Genomic DNA, 18841 nt, shown 5'->3' on the forward strand with positions numbered 1-18841 from the left:
CTAATGGCAATTGTTGATCCGGGCGAAGAAGTTATTGTTCCTACACCTTGCTGGATAAGCTATATTGAAATGATAAAACTTACAGGCGGAATTCCTGTTTTGGTAGGCATGGATGAAGAAAGCGGATTTGATTTGAATGTTGATAAAATTGCAGCAAATATAACTGAAAAAACAAAAGCTGTTTTGATAAATTCACCAAACAATCCTACAGGAGCAGTGTACAGAAAAGAAGACTTAGAAAAGTTGGGTAACTTGGCTGTGAAAAATAATTTTTATATAATATCAGACGAAATTTATGAAAAATTAGTTTATGACGGTGAAGAAAATTGTTGTACAGCTTCAATTTCTCAAGAAATTAAAGAAAAAACAATAACAATAAACGGTGTATCTAAATCTTATGCAATGACTGGATGGAGAATAGGATTTGCTGTTGGACCGACAGATGTTATAAAGGCAATGAGCGATTATCAAGGACATACAACTACAAGTCCTAATTCGCTAGCTCAATATGCATCCATAGAAGCGTTGAGCAATTCTGAAGAATTTGTACAAGAGATGAGAAAAGAATTTGACGAAAGAAGAAAATACATAGTTGAAAGATTGAATTCAATGGATGGCATCAGCTGTTTTATGCCCAAAGGAGCTTTTTATGTCATGCCAAATATTATGAACTTTTATGGGAAAAAGTATAAAAATTTTACAATAAATAATCCGATGGACATGAGTGATTACCTGCTTGAAGAAAGTAGAATAGCGGTTGTTACAGGAGCAGCATTTTTGGCGCCTGATAATATCAGAATTTCATACTCGAATTCCATGGAAAATATAAAAGAAGGAATGGACAGATTGGAAGAGGCGCTAAAGAAACTTAAATAATGTAATATTATACTTATTTAATAAAAAAAATAATTTTTATTGTTGACATATATAGTTATGGGGCATATAATTAAAAAAATTAAATATTTTCACGGGTATATTACAGAGGTTGCGATGATCAATAGTAAAAGCTATGCTTTGAAAGGGTGATTCGCCGAAGGGATTTTTCCCTGGGCTTACATTTAATAGATGTAATACTGTTTTTATAGGATGCATTCCCAATCCTATAAGAGAGAGCTGTAATGTGCTGGGCAGAAGGTTCGGTGTTTTTTGTAAGCGTCTGAGAGCCCTTTTGCTCTTATGCCGCTTTTTTTTATGCCCTAACCCAATTTTTTCGACCGCAAGGGAGAAAAAAATTGCGGTAGGTCAAACGCAACGAATTCCCAATGTATGCGACCGAAGGGAGCTAATACATTGGTGAATGAGACTGCGAATGCCCTATTGTGGCATATTATTAAGCGGCAAGAAAATTATTTATAAAAAATAATTTTTAAGGAGAAAAGATATGAACGATTTAGTAAGAGGTTGTGGAGTAGCTTTGGTAACGCCATTTTCAGAAGGAGAAATTAATTACGATACTTTAGGCAAATTAGTTGATATGCATGTTGAACTGTCAGGTTCAATAATTGCAGCAGGAACAACATCTGAAGCAGCGACTATGACAGATGAAGAATATCACCAAGTAATAAAATTTGTAATTGAAAGGGCAAATAAGCATATACCTGTAATAGCAGGGGCAGGAAGTAATTGCACAGCTGCAGCTATAGAAAAATCTAGGTTTTGTGAAAAAGCAGGCGCAGATGGGTTGTTGATTGTAACACCTTATTATAACAAAACAACACAAAGAGGTTTAATAAATCATTATAAAATGATTGCAGAAAGCACGTCACTTCCAATAATAGTTTATAATGTGCCGGGTAGAACAGGAATGAACATTGAACCAAAGACTGTTTTAGAACTTTCAAAAATTAAAAATATAGTAGGAATAAAAGAAGCAAGCGGTAATATAAGTCAAGTAGCTGAAATAATAAGAATTTGCCCTAAAGATTTCCTTGTGTACTCAGGCAATGATGACATGGTTGTTCCATTGATGTCATTAGGGGGAAAAGGTGTAATTTCAGTAGTTGCAAATATTTTACCCGCTGAAACAAAAAAAATAGTTGATGATTTTAATAGTGGTAACTTTGAAGCCGCAAGGGATGCTCAGCTGGCCATGAACGGACTGATTAATTCGTTGTTCATCGAAACTAATCCTATCCCGGTAAAAGAAGCTATGGGCATATTAAATATGTGTAGTCCTGAAGTAAGAGAGCCCTTATATCCAATGTCAACTGAAAATAGAGAAAAACTTATTGAAGAAATGAATAATTATGGAATTGGATTAGCAGGGAATGTTTCTAAATGATAATGTGAAAGGAATGATCATATGAATACAGTAATTTGTGGTATAAATGGAGCTATGGGAAAAGTGCTGGAACAGGAAGCCAGTACCTATGACGATGTAAAAATTATAGGTTCTTTGTCACCAAGAAACGGGAAATGCGGTCAGGATATAAATGGTAAAATTGATGTTATAATTGATTTTTCAAATACATCTAATTTGGATTTTTTATTGGAATATGCAACTAAAAATAATTGTGCATTATTAATTTGCACTACAGGATACAGTGATGAACAGAAAAATAAAATTGTAGATGCAGGCAAAAATATACCAGTTTTGTTGTCTTCAAACACTTCTGTAGGAATAAATGTATTCAGGAAAATACTTAAGAGCGTATCTGCTGAATTGAACGGCTTTGATATTGATATTGTTGAAAGACACCACAATAAGAAAAAAGATGCACCAAGCGGTACAGCTAAAACATTGGCTGAGGATATAATGAAAGCAACAGGAAGAGATAACATAGAAACTCATGCATTAAGAGCCGGAACAATTCCGGGAGAACATGTAGTGATTTTTTCAGGAGTGGACGAAATATTAGAAATAAAGCACACTGCATTTTCTAGAAAAATATTTGCAAGAGGAGCTTATGATACAGCTTTGAAATTATATTCCATGCCAGCAGGATATTACACAATGGAAGATTTCTTTTAAATTATTAAAATAAATTAAATTACTCGGAGGTTATTATGATTTTACAAGATCCATATGAAATAGCAAAATATATAAAAGATGCGAAAAAATCCACACCTGTTAAGCTTTATATATCAGGTTATGTGAATAATATAGATAATTTAAATATGAAAGTTTTTAAGTCAGGAGAAATGGCAATCCTTATTGGAGAGTACGAGGATGCTAAGAAAATATTATCTGAGAATCCTCAAATAGAAAATTTTCATTTAGAATATGATAGAAGAAATTCTGCGATTCCTCTTTTAGATACGAATGAAACGCAAGCGCGTATAGAGCCGGGAGCAGTAATTCGCGATATGGTAACAATAGGCAAAGATGCAATTATAATGATGGGTGCTGTCATTAATATAGGGGCTGTAATAGGCGAAAAAACAATGATTGACATGAATGCTGTTGTTGGAGCACGTGGAACGATTGGTAAAAATGTACACATCGGTGCAGGAGCTGTAATAGCAGGCGTTTTAGAGCCGCCCAGCAAGACACCGGTAATAATTGAGGATGATGTACTTGTCGGTGCCAATGCGGTTGTGCTTGAAGGCGTAAAGGTGGGCAAAGGAGCAGTTGTTGCTGCAGGGAGTGTGGTAACTTCAGATGTACCGGAAATGGCTGTTGTTGCTGGCAGTCCGGCTAAAATTGTAAAGTATAAGGATGAAAGAACAACTGAAAAGACAAAATTATTAGATGATTTGAGAGGATAAAAGAGAGATATAATAGTATTTATACTATGATATCTTTAAGTAATGTGTTTGTATAAAAAGGACATCTGTATTAAAACTGTTGACATAATACTAGGCATGTGGTATTGTTAAAAAGTTATAATGCAGATAGGAGGAAAAAATGATTAAGGTTGCTAAATTTGGAGGTACTTCGCTGGCTGATGCAACTCAGTTCAAGAAGGTACATGACATAGTAAAAGATGATGAAGAAAGAAAGTTTGTCGTGGTTTCAGCACCAGGCAAAAGATTCAAAGATGACAATAAAATTACGGACTTATTGTATTTGACCTATGCACATTTAAAATATTCAGTTCCATACGCACCTGTTCTTAAATTAATAGAAGATAGATTTAATTTAATTAAAGAAGAATTAAATTTGAGTATAGACTTAGAACATGAATTTGAAATCATAAGAAAAAAGTTAGATGACAAATGTGAGGAAGATTATATAGTAAGTAGAGGTGAGTATTTAAGTGCTTTACTTATAGCCGACTATTTACAGTGTGATTTTATAGATGCAAAAGATGTTATATTTTTTAAATATGATGGAAACATAGATAAGAAAAAGACACAGGAAAAACTTGCAGAAGTGTTGGGAAAATCTAAAAAAGCAATAATTCCTGGTTTTTACGGTTCATACCCTGACGGAAGCATAAAGACATTTTCAAGAGGTGGTTCCGATATAACGGGATCAATAATAGCAAGCGCTGCAAAAGCGGACATGTATGAAAATTGGACTGACGTTTCGGGATTTTTAATGGCTGATCCAAGGATTGTCAAAAATCCTCAACAAATAAAGAAAATAACATACCAGGAACTTAGAGAACTTTCTTACATGGGAGCTTCAGTATTGCATGATGAAGCAGTATTTCCGGTGAGACAAGCAGGTATACCGATAAATATCAAAAATACTAATGATCCTGAAAATCCGGGAACTATAATTGTTGGCGATGATCAAGCAGATGAAAATTATGAAAATCCTAACATAATTACAGGTATAGCCGGAAAAAAGAATTTCACTGTATTTTATGTTCATAAAGAACATATGGCAAATGAAGTTGGAGTAATTAAAAAAGCTCTAGAAATATTTGAGGGCAAGGGAATAAGCATAGAACACATACCATCAGGAATTGACAGTTTTTCTATTGTGGTTCCAACGGAATCTGTTGAAAAGCTAACTCATGAAATAGTTGAAGAATTGAAGACTAAATTAATGACTCAATCAGTAAAAACCCATAAAAATTTAAGTCTTATTTCAACAGTTGGAATAGGAATGGCGTATAAACCTGGAATTTCGGCCAAATTATTCAATGCTTTAGGTGAAAACAATGTTAATATAAGAATGATAGATCAAGGATCAAGCGAAATTAATATCATAGTTGGAGTTGAAGACAAAGATTTTGAAAAAGCAATAAGAGCTATTTATAACGCTTTTGTAAAATAAACAAATAATCGCCAGGGACGGACCTTTTAGAGTTTTGACAATTGCCAACTCTAAAAGGTCCGTCCCTAGCGGTTCACCAGCGGTTTCTTATTTTATATACCCGCCCATCATGGACTTTATATCATTTACTGTTATATATGCATCTGGATTAGTTTGTTTTATTAATTTTACTGCCTCAGGAATTTTCTTCCTTTTCAGCTGAACGAACAACAGATTTTTTTTGCTGTCATCTTTTCCTCTTCCGTCAATAATTGTTACTCCAAAACCTTTTTCCCTGAGACTATCTGCCAGCACTTCACCATTTTCTACATTTACCACTACCTGTATGGATGACAATCCAACAGCTAGCTTTGACTCAATTGTAACTCCGATGAAATTTCCTAAAGAAAAAGCAATGGCATAAATGAATACTTTAAGTGGATCTTCTGTTATGTTATTTAAAACGGAGCTCACTATAATCAGCCAAATCATTATTTCAACAAAAGCTAACAATGCTCCTTTTAATCTTTCGCCTTTGTTGATTAAAACTAATCGCACTGTTGAAACTGAGACTTCTATTATTTTTGCAAAAAATATAATAATATAAAGAGCCGGTCCTGATATGTTAAATAAAAAATCCATAATTCACCCCTTTTTATTTATATTTTACATTGTTTTTAGGTTTTATGCAAGTAACAAACAAATCTATGTTAAAATTATTATTGTTTATTATTACAAAATAATGTAGAATTCTATTATTAGAATTAGGAGACAAGTATGAGATTAAGATATATTCACGGGCAGTATGAATTTTTGCAGAATCACGAAAAGGCAATTACTGAACCGGAAAAAAGAGGATACAAATTAAACGATGCATTTAACAATAACAATCCAATACATGTGGAATTAGGATGCGGCAAAGGCAAGTTTTTAAGAGAAACAGCCTTGAAGAATCCAGATATAAATTATTTCGGATTTGAAAAAAGCGTAAAAGTTGCTTATAGATGTGCAAAATCAGTTTTTGAAAATGATCCGGACAATTATTTTGTAGTATATTCAAACGGGGATATATTAAAGGAAGTTTTTGAACCAAAATCAATAGATAGAATTTACCTTAATTTTTCCGATCCATGGCCAAAGCCATCACATTATAAAAGAAGGCTCACTCATAAGAGTTTCTTGGAAGTATATAAAATAGTTTTAGTTGATGACGGTGAAATTCACATGAAAACAGACAATAATGATTTGTTTGAATATTCACTTTCTCAGTTTGAAGAAGACAATTGGGAACTTTTAATGGTCACAAGAGATTTGCACAACAGTCCATACAAACAAGACAATGTCATGACTGAATATGAAGAACGATTTGTACAAGAAGGCAAGAAAATCAACAAACTGATAGCGAGACAAAAATATGAATAATTACTTAAAATACATTTTAATATATTTTGTAGCAATTAACTTAATATCATTTGTAATGTTTTTTGTGGATAAACAAAAGGCAAAACGGGATAAGTGGAGGATAGAAGAAAAAACTCTCCATTTAACAAGCTTTTTAGGAGGAACATTAGGAAGCATTGCTGCTATGTTATTGTTCCACCATAAAACCAGAAAGCCTGGATTTGTTGCAATTACAGGCATTGCATTAATTGCAAACATATTTGTAATTTATGAGCTGTACACAAGATTATTTTAATATGAGGTGATAGTGTGAAAAAATTCAATAAAACAAATGCCATGCGAATTCTTGATTCAATGAACATTGAATACGATTATATGACATATGAGTGTGAGGACGGTAAAATAGACGGAGTATCAGTAGCTCATAAGACAGGGCAAAACCCGGAGGCTGTTTTTAAAACTTTAGTATCTGTAGGTCACAGCAAGGAACTTTATGTTTTTTGCGTTCCTGTAGAATATGAACTTGATTTAAAAAAGGCTGCAGCAGCTTCAAATGAAAAAAACATAGAACTCCTTCCATTAAAGGATTTAACAAAAAATACTGGATACATAAGGGGAGGATGTTCACCCATAGGAATGAAAAAGCATTATAAAACATTTATAGATGAATCAGCATTGCTTCAGGATAAAATGCTGGTAAGCGGCGGTGCAATAGGAATACAAATAATCATCAAACCTGATGATTTGTTAAAAGCAGCAGAAGCAAGTTATGCGGATTTAGTATAATATAAAAATAAACAATTTATGCTAACTGAAAAGTAAATTCATGACATTCTGAACGCAGTGAGAATCTCTGTTGCATCCTCTCAGGATGATAAAATAAGTTTTTTAATAAACAGGAGAAAGAATGGAATTAAATATAATTTATGAGGATAATCACATACTCTGCATGGTGAAACCCCAAGGAGTACCGTCTCAAAGCGACAAAACAAATGATGAAGATTTAATGAGTGGGGCATTGAAATATTTAAGCAAGAAAGAAACCAACCCATACCTAGGTCTTATACAAAGGCTTGACAGACCTGTTGGGGGAGTAATTGTCTATGCAAAAAATGAATTTGCCAATAAGGAACTATCAAAGCAAGTTCAATTGCGGCAGACACAAAAGGAATATTTCGCTGTAGTATGCGGAAAACCTGAAAATCAAAAGGAAATATTGGAAGATTATTTAAAAAAGCTTAAAACTATTAACATGTCAAAAATAACTACAGCCGATGACAAGCTTGGTAAAATTGCCACCCTTGAATATGAAGTTTTAGATTCAGTGGAAACACAAGAATACGGAACGCTTACACTGTTAAAAATAAAATTGTTCACAGGAAGACATCATCAAATAAGGGTGCAGCTTTCAAATAAAGCAATGCCCATATGGGGTGACAATAAATACAACAAGGTATTTATGAAGAAAAAAGAATTTACTCAAATTGCTTTGTGGGCATATAAATTTGGATTTAAGCATCCAAAAACAAAAAAATATACAGAATTTACATCATTTCCAAGTTGCTACCCATTTACGCTTTTTAAATTTTAATTATAAATATAAACAATATGAAGAGGGGAAATTATGATTACATTTAATGACATAAAAAATAGTAAAGAAATTCAAACGTATATTAAGAAGGCAGATGAATCTTTGGTAGAATTAGGTTACACAGAACATTCCTTTGCCCATGTAGAAAAAGTTGCTAAACAAGCAAAAGATATTTTGAGTAAACTTGGATATGAGGAAAGAACCGCTGACCTTGCTCAAATAGCAGGTTATATGCATGATATAGGAAATGTAGTAAATAGGGTTGACCATGCACAAAGCGGTGCAATTATGGCCTTTAGAATTTTGGATAATATGGGTATGGATGTAACTGAAATTGCAACTGTAATATCAGCAATAGGAAACCACGATGAATCTACAGCAGTTCCTGTTAATGAAGTAGCTGCAGCTTTGATTTTAGCAGACAAATCAGATGTAAGAAGGTCAAGAGTAAGAAACAGAGATTTTGCAACATTTGATATTCATGACAGAGTAAACTATTCAGTTGAATCATCAAGTCTCACATTAAATGAACAAACAAAGGACATTGTGCTTGACTTAACCATTGATACAAAAATTTGCGCTGTGATGGATTATTTCGAAATATTCTTAGGTCGTATGCTTCTTTGCAGAAGAGCAGCAGCTTACTTGAAATTAAAATTCAAATTAGTTATTAACGGAGTTGAGCTGTTATAGTTGCAAAAAATAAACATAAAAACAAAGGAAATAAGCAAAAGAGAGGTTACTAATGCCTGCATTAAAATTAAAATCAATAGATGCTAAAAAAGCTTTAGCAATAAGCAAAGATTTAATAGATGAATTACAGGAACTAATTCAGTGTCCAAGAGATTACTTCAGTATGGAGCTAGTTCAATCATCATTTATATTTGATGGGGAATTTGTGGAAGGCCCTCCAGCAGTTGACTTATTCTGGTTTGACAGAGGCCAGGAAGTTCAGGATAAAACAGCAAAGATAATTACTAAATACATTAATTCAATAGGATATGAAAGTGTCGATGTGATATTTCATTCTCTTGAAGAAAGCAAATATTATGAAAATGGGAAACATTTTTAAAAGATTTTAATTTCGTGAATACAGTACTCAATTATAAAGAGTACTGTATTTTTCATTGTAATAAAATTTATAAAAATTATGTAATAAAGACATTTATTATAAACACGGATATAAAATTATAAATAACTGTCCTGTTTATGGTACTGTACAAAATGTATAATATAAATATCTTAATATGAAATGATGATTGATTAAAATCAAAAAGGAGCGTATAATAAAATTAACAAAAAAGGAAAAAATAGTAATATAAATATTAAGCTAAAATATTAAAATGAATATAAATAAAAATTTAAAAAATTAAGAGGATGAAAAAAATGAGAATAGAAATATATTTTAATTCGGAAAAACCTGTGTCTATTCCTATTCAGTATAATCATATAGTACAAGCAGTTATTTATTCTTGGATAAGTGATGAAAAATTTAAAAATTTTATACATAATAAGGGATATAAGTTTGAAGAAAGAGTATATAAGCTGTTCACCTTTTCGAAAATAAATGGCGCATTTCGAATGGATAAAGACAATCGTAAAATAATCTTTTATAAAGACATGAGGATTACGATTTCCTCTGTAGTAGACGAATTTATGGAATATTTATTAAGCAGTGTGCTAATTGGAAGTAATCCGATAAATATTGGTGGGGCTAATGTAGAAATTAGTAGGGTTGAAGTTAAAGAATCTCCAGATTTATCTAAAAAGGTTCAGGTTTATACATTATCTCCTGTTACTGCTTACTCAACTTTAGAAAATAAACAAACAAGATTTTATAATCCATTTGATATGGAATTTAGCCAATATATTAAAAAAAATCTTTTACATAAATACGAGGCTTATCATGGAAATCAGCCTGAAAATACTGATTTTGTGATGAAACCTATTGGCGCTGTAAAAGAAGCTAGGGTTAATTATAAAGGTTTTCATATATTAGCTTATAATTGTGAGATTGAAATGGAAGGGAGTGAAGAGTTATTAAGGATGGCATATGATGCAGGAATCGGGGGTAAAAATTCTATGGGACTAGGATGTATAGAAGTAAAGAATAGGAGGTGATTATAAGATGCTATATGATGTTTACAGGGTTGGCAAGGCTATTTGCAAAACAAATAATAGTGATGATAAATTATTAGTTCCCGAGACACCCAGAAATATTACTAATGTAATATCTCTATGTTTTAAAAGAAGAGGGGAAGAAGTAATTTATACAGGTATTGATATCACAGATTATAATGTGGACATGGCACATAAGTATTTGCTTAGAACTGGATCTTCAAGGGGAACAAACCATGGACCAAGTGCACAATTAACAGAAGTTGATAAAACTCTTAAAATAAAGATTGCAGCATGGTTTAAGGATTTGCAATCAGAAAAATCTGATGAAAATGACCAGAACCTAATATCACAAATCTACCAGCTTATTAGCGATAATCAAAAAAAAATGGAAGATTATATTAATGAAAATATGCCTAAAGGAAAAGGTATAAAAAATTTATTAACAGTGAAGGTAGATGGAAAGTTTCCGGCTGATGTTGAATTATTTTATCAATGTTATAGTGACAAAATTAGGAGAAAATTAATTGGAGAAGATAATCATAAAGGGACATGCTGCTTATGTGGTAAAAAAAGTGTATATTTATTGCCTAAAGTAGATGTATTCAAATTTTACACATTAGATAAACCAGGATTTATAAGTGGAGGATTTCAGAAAGAAGATATATGGCGAAATTGCCCTGTTTGTATTTCATGTGAGCCTATTTTAAGAGAAGGCAAAAAATATATGCTGGAAAATTTAGGATTTAACTTCTATGGCCTAAGATATTATTTAATACCTTCGTCAACATTCAATCAAGATTTGCAGGGTATTTTAGTTGATTTATTGGAGAATATATCAGCTAAAAGTTTTTCTTTTAAAGAAGGGGCTGCCAAAGAAATAGACTCTCTAAGTGATGATATTTTTGATGAATTAGCGGAATATAGAGATGTGAATTCATTTCGAATTATTTTCTTTTTTAAGAAACAATCTGCTGAAAGAATACTGCTTGATATTAAAGATATATTTCCTTCGAGATTTAGGGAATTATATTCTGCTAAATATAAAATTGAAGAAATATATAATAGTATTATCGATGAGAAATTTAACTTTAGTTATTTTAGAGAATTTTTGAGCAAATCAGATAATAAGATGAATAAAAATGATTTGGATAATAATTTTCTCTCATTGACAAAGGATATTTTCACAGGTGAGAAATTATCAATTGAAACATTACTACCTCATTATATGAGAAATATAAGACATGCATTTTTAAATGATGAAAAATTTTATGCTACTACATTGCATGCTTGGATTGGGGTTAATTATTTATATGAGATCGGGTGTATGGATTATAGAAGGGAGAATTTTATGGAGGGAAACTTGAAAGAAATGTTAAGTCCTTATAGTGCAGGGCTTGATACAGATGTAAAAAGGGCTTTAGTATTGACTGGTGTTTTAGTTAGAAAGGTAATGAATATTCAAGCAAAGGAACTAAATGGTTCAACTCATTTTACATCTAAATTAAAAGGATTAAAGATGCGTCAATCTGATGTTCAGGGATTAATCAGTGAAACTGTTAACAAAATGAATGAGTATAATAGCTATTCAAAGGCATCAAGAGAAATAGTAACAGCAATTTCAGAATTTATTTTTAAGTCACCTACTGACTGGAAATTATCTATTGATGAAATCAATTTCTATATAGTTGGGGGAATGTCATTAAGTAAAAAGATATATGATGGATTAAATGTAAAACCAAATGAGGAGGAAGAGTAAAATGTCTATTGCAAAAAGAAGTGAAATAATATTTTTATATGATTTATCATGGGGTAATCCTAATGGAGATCCAAATGATGCTAATAAACCACGTATTGATTCTGAAACAGGAGTAAATATTGTTACAGATGTAAGATTAAAAAGAACAATAAGAGATGAACTTATTGCAAGAAATTATGATGTTTTAGTCAAAGATACATTTAAAGAAGATGGCACATTAGCTGACGGTAAAAATAGAGGATATGATTTTTTAAATGAACCATTGAAAAGTAAAATTAAAAAAATGTCAAAAAGTGATATTGAAAAAGCAAAGATAAGTTTGGATGAATTAGAACAGTTTAAGGCTAATGTAAGAGAATGTCTTGATATTAGATTATTTGGATGTGTATTACCAAGCGACATTAAAGGCGCAAGCTTACAATATACAGGACCAGTGCAATTTAAGATGGGATATTCAATGCATCCGGTTAAATTAGAATTGATGAAAGGTACTGGTGCTTTTGCAAGTGGAGATGACAAGGATCAAAAAACATTTAGACAAGAATATATCTTACCATATAGTTTAATTAATTTTTACGGATTAATTAATGATAGAGCTGCTAAAATAATTGGACTTACAGAAGAGGATGTAGATGTTTTGTTAGATGCAATATGGATTGGTACAAAAAATTTAATTACCAGAACTAAGGCTGGACAAATTCCGAGGTTATTGATTAATGTTACTTATAAAGAGAAGGATTTTTATATTGGTGGATTAGACAAAAAAATTAAGTTTAACTATGATATGGCTGGTGAGGCTGTAAGGTCAATAAATGATGGAATATTGCAATTAGAAGAATTTAAAGAATGTATTGTTAAAAACAAAGAAAAAATAGAAAAAGTCATAATTAGATTGGGTACAGAATTAAAAACAGATATTGATATTGTTGAAGAATTAAAAAATACAGGTGTAGTAATTGATGTTATCGCCTGAGCGAGGTGGTATTTATGAAATGTGTATGTTTTAAACTTACAGGTGATTATGGACATTATAGACCTTATTATACAACAAGTTCACCTACCACATATTCTCTCATGCCACCAACATCAATTTATGGTTTAGTAGGTGCTATATTAGGCTTAGACAAAAATGACAACTATTATTATAAGGAGTTGGAAAGTGCTAAGATAAGAGTTGGAATAGGCATACTTACTCCTGTGAAAAAAGTCACTATGAGCACAAATTTGATAAATACTAAAAATGATTTTTGGGTTCCTACTAGTAAGAATCCAAGCGGTCCTAGAACTCCTACTAGATTTGAATATGTAGTGGGACAAGAATATTTAGTATTTGTTACAATGGAGGACGAGCTATTACTTGATGAGCTAGCGGATAGGCTTGCGAATCATTGCTTTGCTTATGGAATTTCGTTAGGATTGTCTAATTTAATAGCGGATGCTCAATTAGTATGCTATGACAGTTCACAAAAAATTAGTAGTGATGATTTCATAGAAATGGATTCAGCGATACCAACAGACAAAATAGAAAAGGAAAAGGGAATTAAAGTATTACCTGATATTAAATATTGTAAAGAGAGATATGTTAAGAAATTTGTTGAAAACAGAATCCCTTTAGATTATGTAGATGTATTATTTTCTACAAATGCAAGAAAAATATCTGTTAAATGTAATGAAGTGTATAGATTAAATAATTATAAGATTACTTTCTTAACCTAACTTTCAAATACTCCCTCACCTATAGAAGTGGGGGAGTATATCATAACTGAAATTTATATACTGAATATAAATCTCGAAAATTTGATTGGAGGATAAAATGCGAGAAATATTATCACATCCAAATAGAAGGTTAAAGGAACATTTAAACGAAGTTCTGCAATGGGGTGATTTATATAAGAAAAATGCAAACTGTAAATTACTTAATGATATAGATAGTGACTTGCTTACTAGCTTTTTTATATTCCATGACATAGGTAAAAGTACAAGTTTTTTCCAAAGATATATTAGAGGTAAAGATGTAAGTAGCGATTTAAAAAGTCATGCTGCTTTATCAGCTATGTTGTTTTTATACTACCATATACTAAAAGGTGATATTTCAGATAATGAAGATTTAATAGAAATGATGGCATATGCAATTTTAAAGCATCACGGTAATTTAGAGGAACTTTCAAGAATAAATGATTATGTAACAAGAAGCAGTTTAGAAAATATAGATGGGCAAACAATTATTATTCAGTATAAGTCTATTGATATGGTATTAATTAAAAAAGAGTTAATAGAATTAGGCTTGCAGGCGGTAATCATAGATAAAGTTTTTAATTGTGATGAAATTTTATTTGTTCAATCATTAATTGATTTTTTTGCAAAGAGAAGAAAGAATAAAAGTAGAGATAGAATTAAGGTTAAAAAAAGCGGCATTGACAGTGAAACAAATTTACAAAATTATTTTACCATGCAAGTTTTATTTTCATTACTTATAGATTCAGACAAAAGTCAGGTATCTTTAGGGAATAGGGAATTAGTTAATAGAGTTGTAATTGAAGCTAATGTTGAAAAATATATTAAAGATAAAGGGGTAAAAAACTCAGCTCTAAATGATTTGCGCTCCATGGCATTTGAAGAAGTAGATAGTAAAATAAATATGAATAGTAATATATATACTTTAACATTACCTACAGGAATGGGTAAAACTTTAAACTCTTTTAATTATGCTTTTAAATTAAGGGAAAAGTTACTTGAGGAAACAAATAAAACATATAGAATTATCTATGTTATGCCTTTTATGAGTATTATTGACCAGAATGCAAGTGTTTTAGAAGAAATTTTAAGTAAGTCACATAAGAATATATCTAGCAATATGCTTTGCAAACATCATCATCTGACTGAAATTGAGTGGATAACAAATGAAAACACATTGATTGAAGGAAGCAATGCTCAAATCTTGATTGAAGGTTGGAATAGTGAAATTATTATTGCAACATTTCAACAATTTTTCTCAACCCTTGTGGGATACAAAAATTCTATGCAAAGAAAATTCAATAAACTTAGTAATTCTATTGTAATAATTGATGAAATACAAACTATTCCTGTAAAATATTATAAATTTATAGGAAAATTACTAACGGAATATGCAGATTTAATGGACAGTAAGGTTATTGCTATGACAGCAACGCAACCTCATATATTTAGCTATGATGCTAGCGAACAGCTTTGTGAATATAAAAAATATTATACGCAATTAAATAGAACAAAAATTATAAATGAACTTAATAACAGTAAAACTATTGATGAGTTTGTAGATGATTTGGAATGTGTGGATTCAAAGAGTTATTTGTTTATACTTAACACAATAGAAAGTTCTAAAAACTTATATTTATTATTGAAAGAAAAAATCAATGATAGAAGCATTACATATCTTAGTACATTACTTCCTCCAAAAGTAAGAATGGACAGAATAAGAGATATTAAGGAGAAGAAATATGATATTGTAGTAAGTACTCAATTAGTTGAGGCAGGAGTAGATATTGATTTTAATGTGGTATATAGAGATTTAGCACCATTGCCGTCAATTTTTCAAAGTGCAGGAAGAGCCAATAGAGAAGGAAAAGGTATGAGCAAAGGAGAAGTTCATATTGTTAAGCTTAAAGATAATAAGAGCGTTTATGCTGATAAGGTTTATAGAAGTGCAAAAACAGATTTGGATATTACAGAAAAATTATTAAAAGATTATAATACTTTAGATGAACCAGAGTTTATGTTAATAATAGAAAAATATTTTGATAAAATAGCGGATGAAAGTATTAAATCACAACATATTTCAGATGCACTTTTAAAAGGGGCACAAGCACAATGGTTTTATGGTGAAAATTATAATTTATCTGATGAGAAGATTCCTTTAAATAGTTTTGAACTTATAGAAAATAATGGAGAAAAGTTTCAAACATTCATTGAACTTGATGATGATGCAGAATTAATTTGGAATGAATATATGACTATAAGCAATCAATCAGAAGATAAATGGGAACATAAAATAAAACTTAAATCTATATCTAGAAAAATGTCAGAATATATTGTAGATGTTAATGTTTCTACTAAGTCAAAATATAATCGGCCACCATTGGATAGCAATAATGTATATTATTATGTTGGTAGAAGTGAGCTTGATAAGTATTATAATGAAGAAACCGGATATGGCGTTGAATCTGATGTGTATTACTTTTAGTTAAGCTTGGAAAATGGTCTGGCATCTTTTTTTATAGATAAAGAAAGGATTTCGATGATGGATGAATTTAACGTCAGTGGTACTTATGTATGGTACTATTGTATATGTAAAAGAGAAGTATGGCTTTTAGCGCATGCATTAGAGGCAGATCAGCAAGATGAGAATATGCAAATGGGGAATTTAATTCATGAAACATCATATAGTAGAAACAGCAAAGAAGTTGGATTTGGCCATTCTAAATTTGATGTTATTTCTAGAGATGATGGTAAATTGATTGTAGGTGAAATGAAAAAAAGTTCAAGATTTATTGGAAGTTCAAGGATGCAGCTATTGTTTTATTTGAAAGAATTGTCGGACAATAATATAGAAGCTGAAGGAGTGCTTTTATTTCCTGATGAAAAAAAGAGAGAAGTAGTTATATTGGATGAGGAAAGTAAATTAGAAATCGAAAATATCATTAAGGATATAAATCACATTGTAAATCTTGAACATGCACCATTACCAGTCATGAATAAATATTGTAAGAAATGTGCATATGCCGAATTTTGCTGGGCATAGGGAGGAGAATTAGACATATGAAGAAAACAATTTATATATTTAATGACGGAGAAATTCATCGTAAAGATAACACAATTTATTTTGAAGGAGAGGAAGGCAAAAAGTACTTGCCCGTTGAAGACATAGGGGAAATATGCGTAATAGGTGAAGTTGGGACTAGTAAGAAGTTTTTAGAATTTTGTACATCTAATCAAATTGTTATTCATTATTTTAATTATCACGAGTACTATGTTGGAAGCTATTATCCCAGAGAACATTACAATTCAGGATTTATGATTTTAAATCAAGCAGAGCATTATCTTGATATAGACAAGAGGAAGTTGTTGGCATTCAAGTTCATAGAGGGTAGTGCTCTTAATATAATAAATGTATTAAAGTATTACGCAAGCAGAGGGAAAAATGTTAGTAAAAATATTGAAAATATATTACAATTATTAGACAAGCTTGATATAAATATGGATATTGAACAGATGATGGCGATAGAAGGAAATATCAGAGAAGGATATTATGGAGCGTTCGATGATATTTTAGAAAATAGTACTTTTTCATTTGATGTTAGAAGTAAAAGACCGCCACAAAATAAAATTAACTCGTTAATAAGTTTTGGAAATTCATTGCTATATACAACTGTTTTAAGTGAAATATACAATACTCATCTAGATCCTAGAATAGGATATTTGCATTCTACTAACAATAGGAGATTTACACTTAATTTAGATGTCGCAGAAATATTTAAGCCTATAATTGTCGATAGAATTATTTTTACATTAATAGGTAAAAAAATGATTCAAGCAAAACACTTTAATAAAAGCTTAAATTCAGTTTTATTAAATGAAGAAGGTATGAAAATATTCATATCGCTTTATGAGGAAAAGTTGCAGTCCGTCTTTATGCATAATGAATTAGAACGTAATGTGTCGTACAGAAGATTAATAAGAATGGAATTATATAAAATAGAGAAACATTTAATTTCAGAGAAAAATTATGAACCTTTTATTACTAAATGGTAGGTGATTATAAATGTTTGTTATATTGGTTTATGATGTAGGCGAAAAAAGAGTTGCTAAAGCATTAAAAACTGCTAGAAAATATTTGTATTGGGTTCAAAATTCCGTATTGGAAGGCGAAATTTCTGAAGTAAATCTTCGAAAACTAAAAGATGAACTTAAAAAGTTATCTGATGAAAGTGTAGATTCTTTTATTTTTTATTCTTTTAGAACCACTAGATATTATGATAGAGAAATTATTGGCATAAAAAAAGGCGGACAAGAGATGTTTTTGTAGTTGTCGATGTTCTATAATGTAAAAACATAGGGAGACTGACAATAGCTTCTTTATTGAAAAATTAGTTTTTTTTATATTGTAGGACATATAAAAAATATTATTGATTTTTAAAATTACTGTAAAATTAATGATTTTATGGGGTTTATAGATTACCTATGAGGAATTGAAATTCTGCTCAATGCACCGCTGAAAAAAGGTGGAAAAAAGTTTATAGATTACCTATGAGGAATTGAAATACCGTAGAATTGAACGATGCCGGACAACTAAAAATGTTTATAGATTACCTATGAGGAATTGAAATTCAATGGAGAGAGTCAAAGCAGATTTGGAAAAATAGGTTTATAGATTACCTATGAGGAATTGAAATTTATGACTATTCTATTTGTAGGAGATACGATACCCGTTTATAGATTACCTATGAGGAATTGAAATAAAAAGAAGTTGCATGATATAAAAATAAATGGTATAGTTTATAGATTACCTATGAGGAATTGAAATTCTACCTAAGAAACCTCTTGCCATATGTACTACTAGTTTATAGATTACCTATGAGGAATTGAAATAAATAATACCGTTTCTAGATATTTTAGGGTGTATATGTTTATAGATTACCTATGAGGAATTGAAATTTCTCTGTATTTTTCTGGCACTTGTTCAATTGTTATTGTTTATAGATTACCTATGAGGAATTGAAATAAAGTCGTAAAAAAGGCATTAAAAAAGCAAGGGTACAGTTTATAGATTACCTATGAGGAATTGAAA

Annotated in this window: 20 protein-coding genes, 1 CRISPR repeat array and 1 riboswitch; of the genes, 19 read left to right on the plus strand and 1 reads right to left on the minus strand. The window is 30.8% G+C overall.

All coding sequences use genetic code 11. The features are described 5' to 3' along the window. The 5 genes from SA378_RS01875 to SA378_RS01895 form a co-directional block, all read left to right on the plus strand. On the plus strand, positions 1–876 hold an 876-nt coding region (locus SA378_RS01875), incomplete at its 5' end, for a pyridoxal phosphate-dependent aminotransferase (RefSeq protein ID WP_318524293.1). Between the two features lie 95 nt (positions 877–971). Further along, positions 972–1124, plus strand: a riboswitch (Lysine riboswitch). Positions 1125–1381: 257 nt separating this feature from the next. After that, positions 1382–2281: a 4-hydroxy-tetrahydrodipicolinate synthase gene (gene dapA, locus SA378_RS01880; protein WP_318524294.1), complete on the plus strand. Its 900-nt coding sequence runs from the start codon at positions 1382–1384 to the stop codon at positions 2279–2281. 21 nt (positions 2282–2302) lie between these two features. Then, positions 2303–2971, plus strand: a complete 669-nt coding sequence (gene dapB, locus SA378_RS01885) for a 4-hydroxy-tetrahydrodipicolinate reductase (protein ID WP_318524295.1) — start codon at positions 2303–2305, stop codon at positions 2969–2971. Positions 2972–3006: 35 nt separating this feature from the next. Continuing rightward, positions 3007–3708, plus strand: coding sequence for a 2,3,4,5-tetrahydropyridine-2,6-dicarboxylate N-acetyltransferase (gene dapD, locus SA378_RS01890; protein ID WP_318524296.1), 702 nt, complete (start codon positions 3007–3009; stop codon positions 3706–3708). Between the two features lie 139 nt (positions 3709–3847). After that, on the plus strand, positions 3848–5170 hold the full coding sequence (locus SA378_RS01895) for an aspartate kinase (protein ID WP_318524297.1): 1323 nt from the start codon (positions 3848–3850) through the stop codon (positions 5168–5170). Positions 5171–5257: 87 nt separating this feature from the next. Here SA378_RS01895 and SA378_RS01900 read toward each other — a convergent pair whose 3' ends face one another. Continuing rightward, on the minus strand, positions 5258–5791 hold the full coding sequence (locus SA378_RS01900; RefSeq protein ID WP_318524298.1) for a DUF2179 domain-containing protein: 534 nt from the start codon (positions 5789–5791) through the stop codon (positions 5258–5260). A 135-nt stretch (positions 5792–5926) separates the two neighbouring features. Between SA378_RS01900 and trmB the strand changes: the two genes are divergently transcribed. From trmB to cas2, 14 genes are all read left to right on the plus strand, one after another. Next, positions 5927–6571 (plus strand): tRNA (guanosine(46)-N7)-methyltransferase TrmB, encoded by a 645-nt coding sequence (gene trmB / locus SA378_RS01905; protein ID WP_318524299.1) that lies wholly within the window; start codon positions 5927–5929, stop codon positions 6569–6571. Beyond that, positions 6564–6845 carry a DUF1294 domain-containing protein gene (locus tag SA378_RS01910; protein ID WP_318524300.1) on the plus strand — a complete coding sequence of 94 codons (282 nt, stop codon included), beginning with the start codon at positions 6564–6566 and terminating at the stop codon, positions 6843–6845. Before trmB ends, SA378_RS01910 begins: the two co-directional genes overlap by 8 nt. Positions 6846–6859: 14 nt before the next feature. After that, positions 6860–7336 carry a Cys-tRNA(Pro) deacylase gene (gene ybaK / locus SA378_RS01915; RefSeq protein ID WP_318524301.1) on the plus strand — a complete coding sequence of 159 codons (477 nt, stop codon included), beginning with the start codon at positions 6860–6862 and terminating at the stop codon, positions 7334–7336. 121 nt (positions 7337–7457) lie between these two features. Then, entirely contained in the window at positions 7458–8141 is a 684-nt protein-coding gene (locus SA378_RS01920) for an RluA family pseudouridine synthase (RefSeq protein ID WP_318524302.1), read from the plus strand. A gap of 33 nt (positions 8142–8174) precedes the next feature. Beyond that, on the plus strand, positions 8175–8834 hold the full coding sequence (locus tag SA378_RS01925; RefSeq protein WP_412178661.1) for an HD domain-containing protein: 660 nt from the start codon (positions 8175–8177) through the stop codon (positions 8832–8834). A 52-nt stretch (positions 8835–8886) separates the two neighbouring features. Beyond that, positions 8887–9213, plus strand: coding sequence for a DUF1904 family protein (locus tag SA378_RS01930; RefSeq protein ID WP_318524303.1), 327 nt, complete (start codon positions 8887–8889; stop codon positions 9211–9213). Positions 9214–9527: 314 nt separating this feature from the next. Beyond that, on the plus strand, positions 9528–10262 hold the full coding sequence (gene cas6, locus SA378_RS01935) for a CRISPR-associated endoribonuclease Cas6 (protein WP_318524304.1): 735 nt from the start codon (positions 9528–9530) through the stop codon (positions 10260–10262). Between the two features lie 7 nt (positions 10263–10269). Continuing rightward, entirely contained in the window at positions 10270–12018 is a 1749-nt protein-coding gene (locus SA378_RS01940) for a TIGR02556 family CRISPR-associated protein (protein WP_318524305.1), read from the plus strand. 1 nt (position 12019) lies between these two features. After that, complete coding sequence (cas7b, locus tag SA378_RS01945; protein ID WP_318524306.1) at positions 12020–12991, plus strand: type I-B CRISPR-associated protein Cas7/Csh2; 972 nt, start codon at positions 12020–12022, stop codon at positions 12989–12991. Between the two features lie 14 nt (positions 12992–13005). Further along, positions 13006–13734 carry a type I-B CRISPR-associated protein Cas5b gene (gene cas5b, locus SA378_RS01950; RefSeq protein ID WP_318524307.1) on the plus strand — a complete coding sequence of 243 codons (729 nt, stop codon included), beginning with the start codon at positions 13006–13008 and terminating at the stop codon, positions 13732–13734. A gap of 97 nt (positions 13735–13831) precedes the next feature. Further along, positions 13832–16237 (plus strand): CRISPR-associated helicase Cas3', encoded by a 2406-nt coding sequence (gene cas3, locus SA378_RS01955; RefSeq protein WP_318524308.1) that lies wholly within the window; start codon positions 13832–13834, stop codon positions 16235–16237. A 57-nt stretch (positions 16238–16294) separates the two neighbouring features. Beyond that, complete coding sequence (gene cas4 / locus SA378_RS01960; protein ID WP_318524309.1) at positions 16295–16795, plus strand: CRISPR-associated protein Cas4; 501 nt, start codon at positions 16295–16297, stop codon at positions 16793–16795. Positions 16796–16812: 17 nt separating this feature from the next. Beyond that, positions 16813–17805 (plus strand): type I-B CRISPR-associated endonuclease Cas1b, encoded by a 993-nt coding sequence (gene cas1b / locus SA378_RS01965; RefSeq protein WP_318524310.1) that lies wholly within the window; start codon positions 16813–16815, stop codon positions 17803–17805. Positions 17806–17815: 10 nt separating this feature from the next. Then, positions 17816–18079, plus strand: a complete 264-nt coding sequence (cas2, locus tag SA378_RS01970) for a CRISPR-associated endonuclease Cas2 (protein ID WP_318524311.1) — start codon at positions 17816–17818, stop codon at positions 18077–18079. A 140-nt stretch (positions 18080–18219) separates the two neighbouring features. Then, positions 18220–18775: direct repeats of the CRISPR family, unit length 30 nt; unit sequence GTTTATAGATTACCTATGAGGAATTGAAAT. Positions 18776–18841: the final 66 nt, after the last annotated feature.

Source organism: Sedimentibacter sp., assembly GCF_033447055.1.
In the GTDB taxonomy this organism is placed as follows: domain Bacteria; phylum Bacillota; class Clostridia; order Tissierellales; family Sedimentibacteraceae; genus Sedimentibacter.

Coding starts and splice junctions, on each gene's coding strand:
- dapA (WP_318524294.1), top strand. CDS start 1,382: ATGAACGATTTAGTAAGAGGTTGTGGAGTAGCTTTGGTAACGCCATTT.
- dapB (WP_318524295.1), top strand. CDS start 2,303: ATGAATACAGTAATTTGTGGTATAAATGGAGCTATGGGAAAAGTGCTG.
- dapD (WP_318524296.1), top strand. CDS start 3,007: ATGATTTTACAAGATCCATATGAAATAGCAAAATATATAAAAGATGCG.
- SA378_RS01895 (WP_318524297.1), top strand. CDS start 3,848: ATGATTAAGGTTGCTAAATTTGGAGGTACTTCGCTGGCTGATGCAACT.
- SA378_RS01900 (WP_318524298.1), bottom strand. CDS start 5,791: ATGGATTTTTTATTTAACATATCAGGACCGGCTCTTTATATTATTATA.
- trmB (WP_318524299.1), top strand. CDS start 5,927: ATGAGATTAAGATATATTCACGGGCAGTATGAATTTTTGCAGAATCAC.
- SA378_RS01910 (WP_318524300.1), top strand. CDS start 6,564: ATGAATAATTACTTAAAATACATTTTAATATATTTTGTAGCAATTAAC.
- SA378_RS01920 (WP_318524302.1), top strand. CDS start 7,458: ATGGAATTAAATATAATTTATGAGGATAATCACATACTCTGCATGGTG.
- SA378_RS01925 (WP_412178661.1), top strand. CDS start 8,175: ATGATTACATTTAATGACATAAAAAATAGTAAAGAAATTCAAACGTAT.
- SA378_RS01930 (WP_318524303.1), top strand. CDS start 8,887: ATGCCTGCATTAAAATTAAAATCAATAGATGCTAAAAAAGCTTTAGCA.
- cas6 (WP_318524304.1), top strand. CDS start 9,528: ATGAGAATAGAAATATATTTTAATTCGGAAAAACCTGTGTCTATTCCT.
- SA378_RS01940 (WP_318524305.1), top strand. CDS start 10,270: ATGCTATATGATGTTTACAGGGTTGGCAAGGCTATTTGCAAAACAAAT.
- cas7b (WP_318524306.1), top strand. CDS start 12,020: ATGTCTATTGCAAAAAGAAGTGAAATAATATTTTTATATGATTTATCA.
- cas5b (WP_318524307.1), top strand. CDS start 13,006: ATGAAATGTGTATGTTTTAAACTTACAGGTGATTATGGACATTATAGA.
- cas3 (WP_318524308.1), top strand. CDS start 13,832: ATGCGAGAAATATTATCACATCCAAATAGAAGGTTAAAGGAACATTTA.
- cas4 (WP_318524309.1), top strand. CDS start 16,295: ATGGATGAATTTAACGTCAGTGGTACTTATGTATGGTACTATTGTATA.
- cas1b (WP_318524310.1), top strand. CDS start 16,813: ATGAAGAAAACAATTTATATATTTAATGACGGAGAAATTCATCGTAAA.
- cas2 (WP_318524311.1), top strand. CDS start 17,816: ATGTTTGTTATATTGGTTTATGATGTAGGCGAAAAAAGAGTTGCTAAA.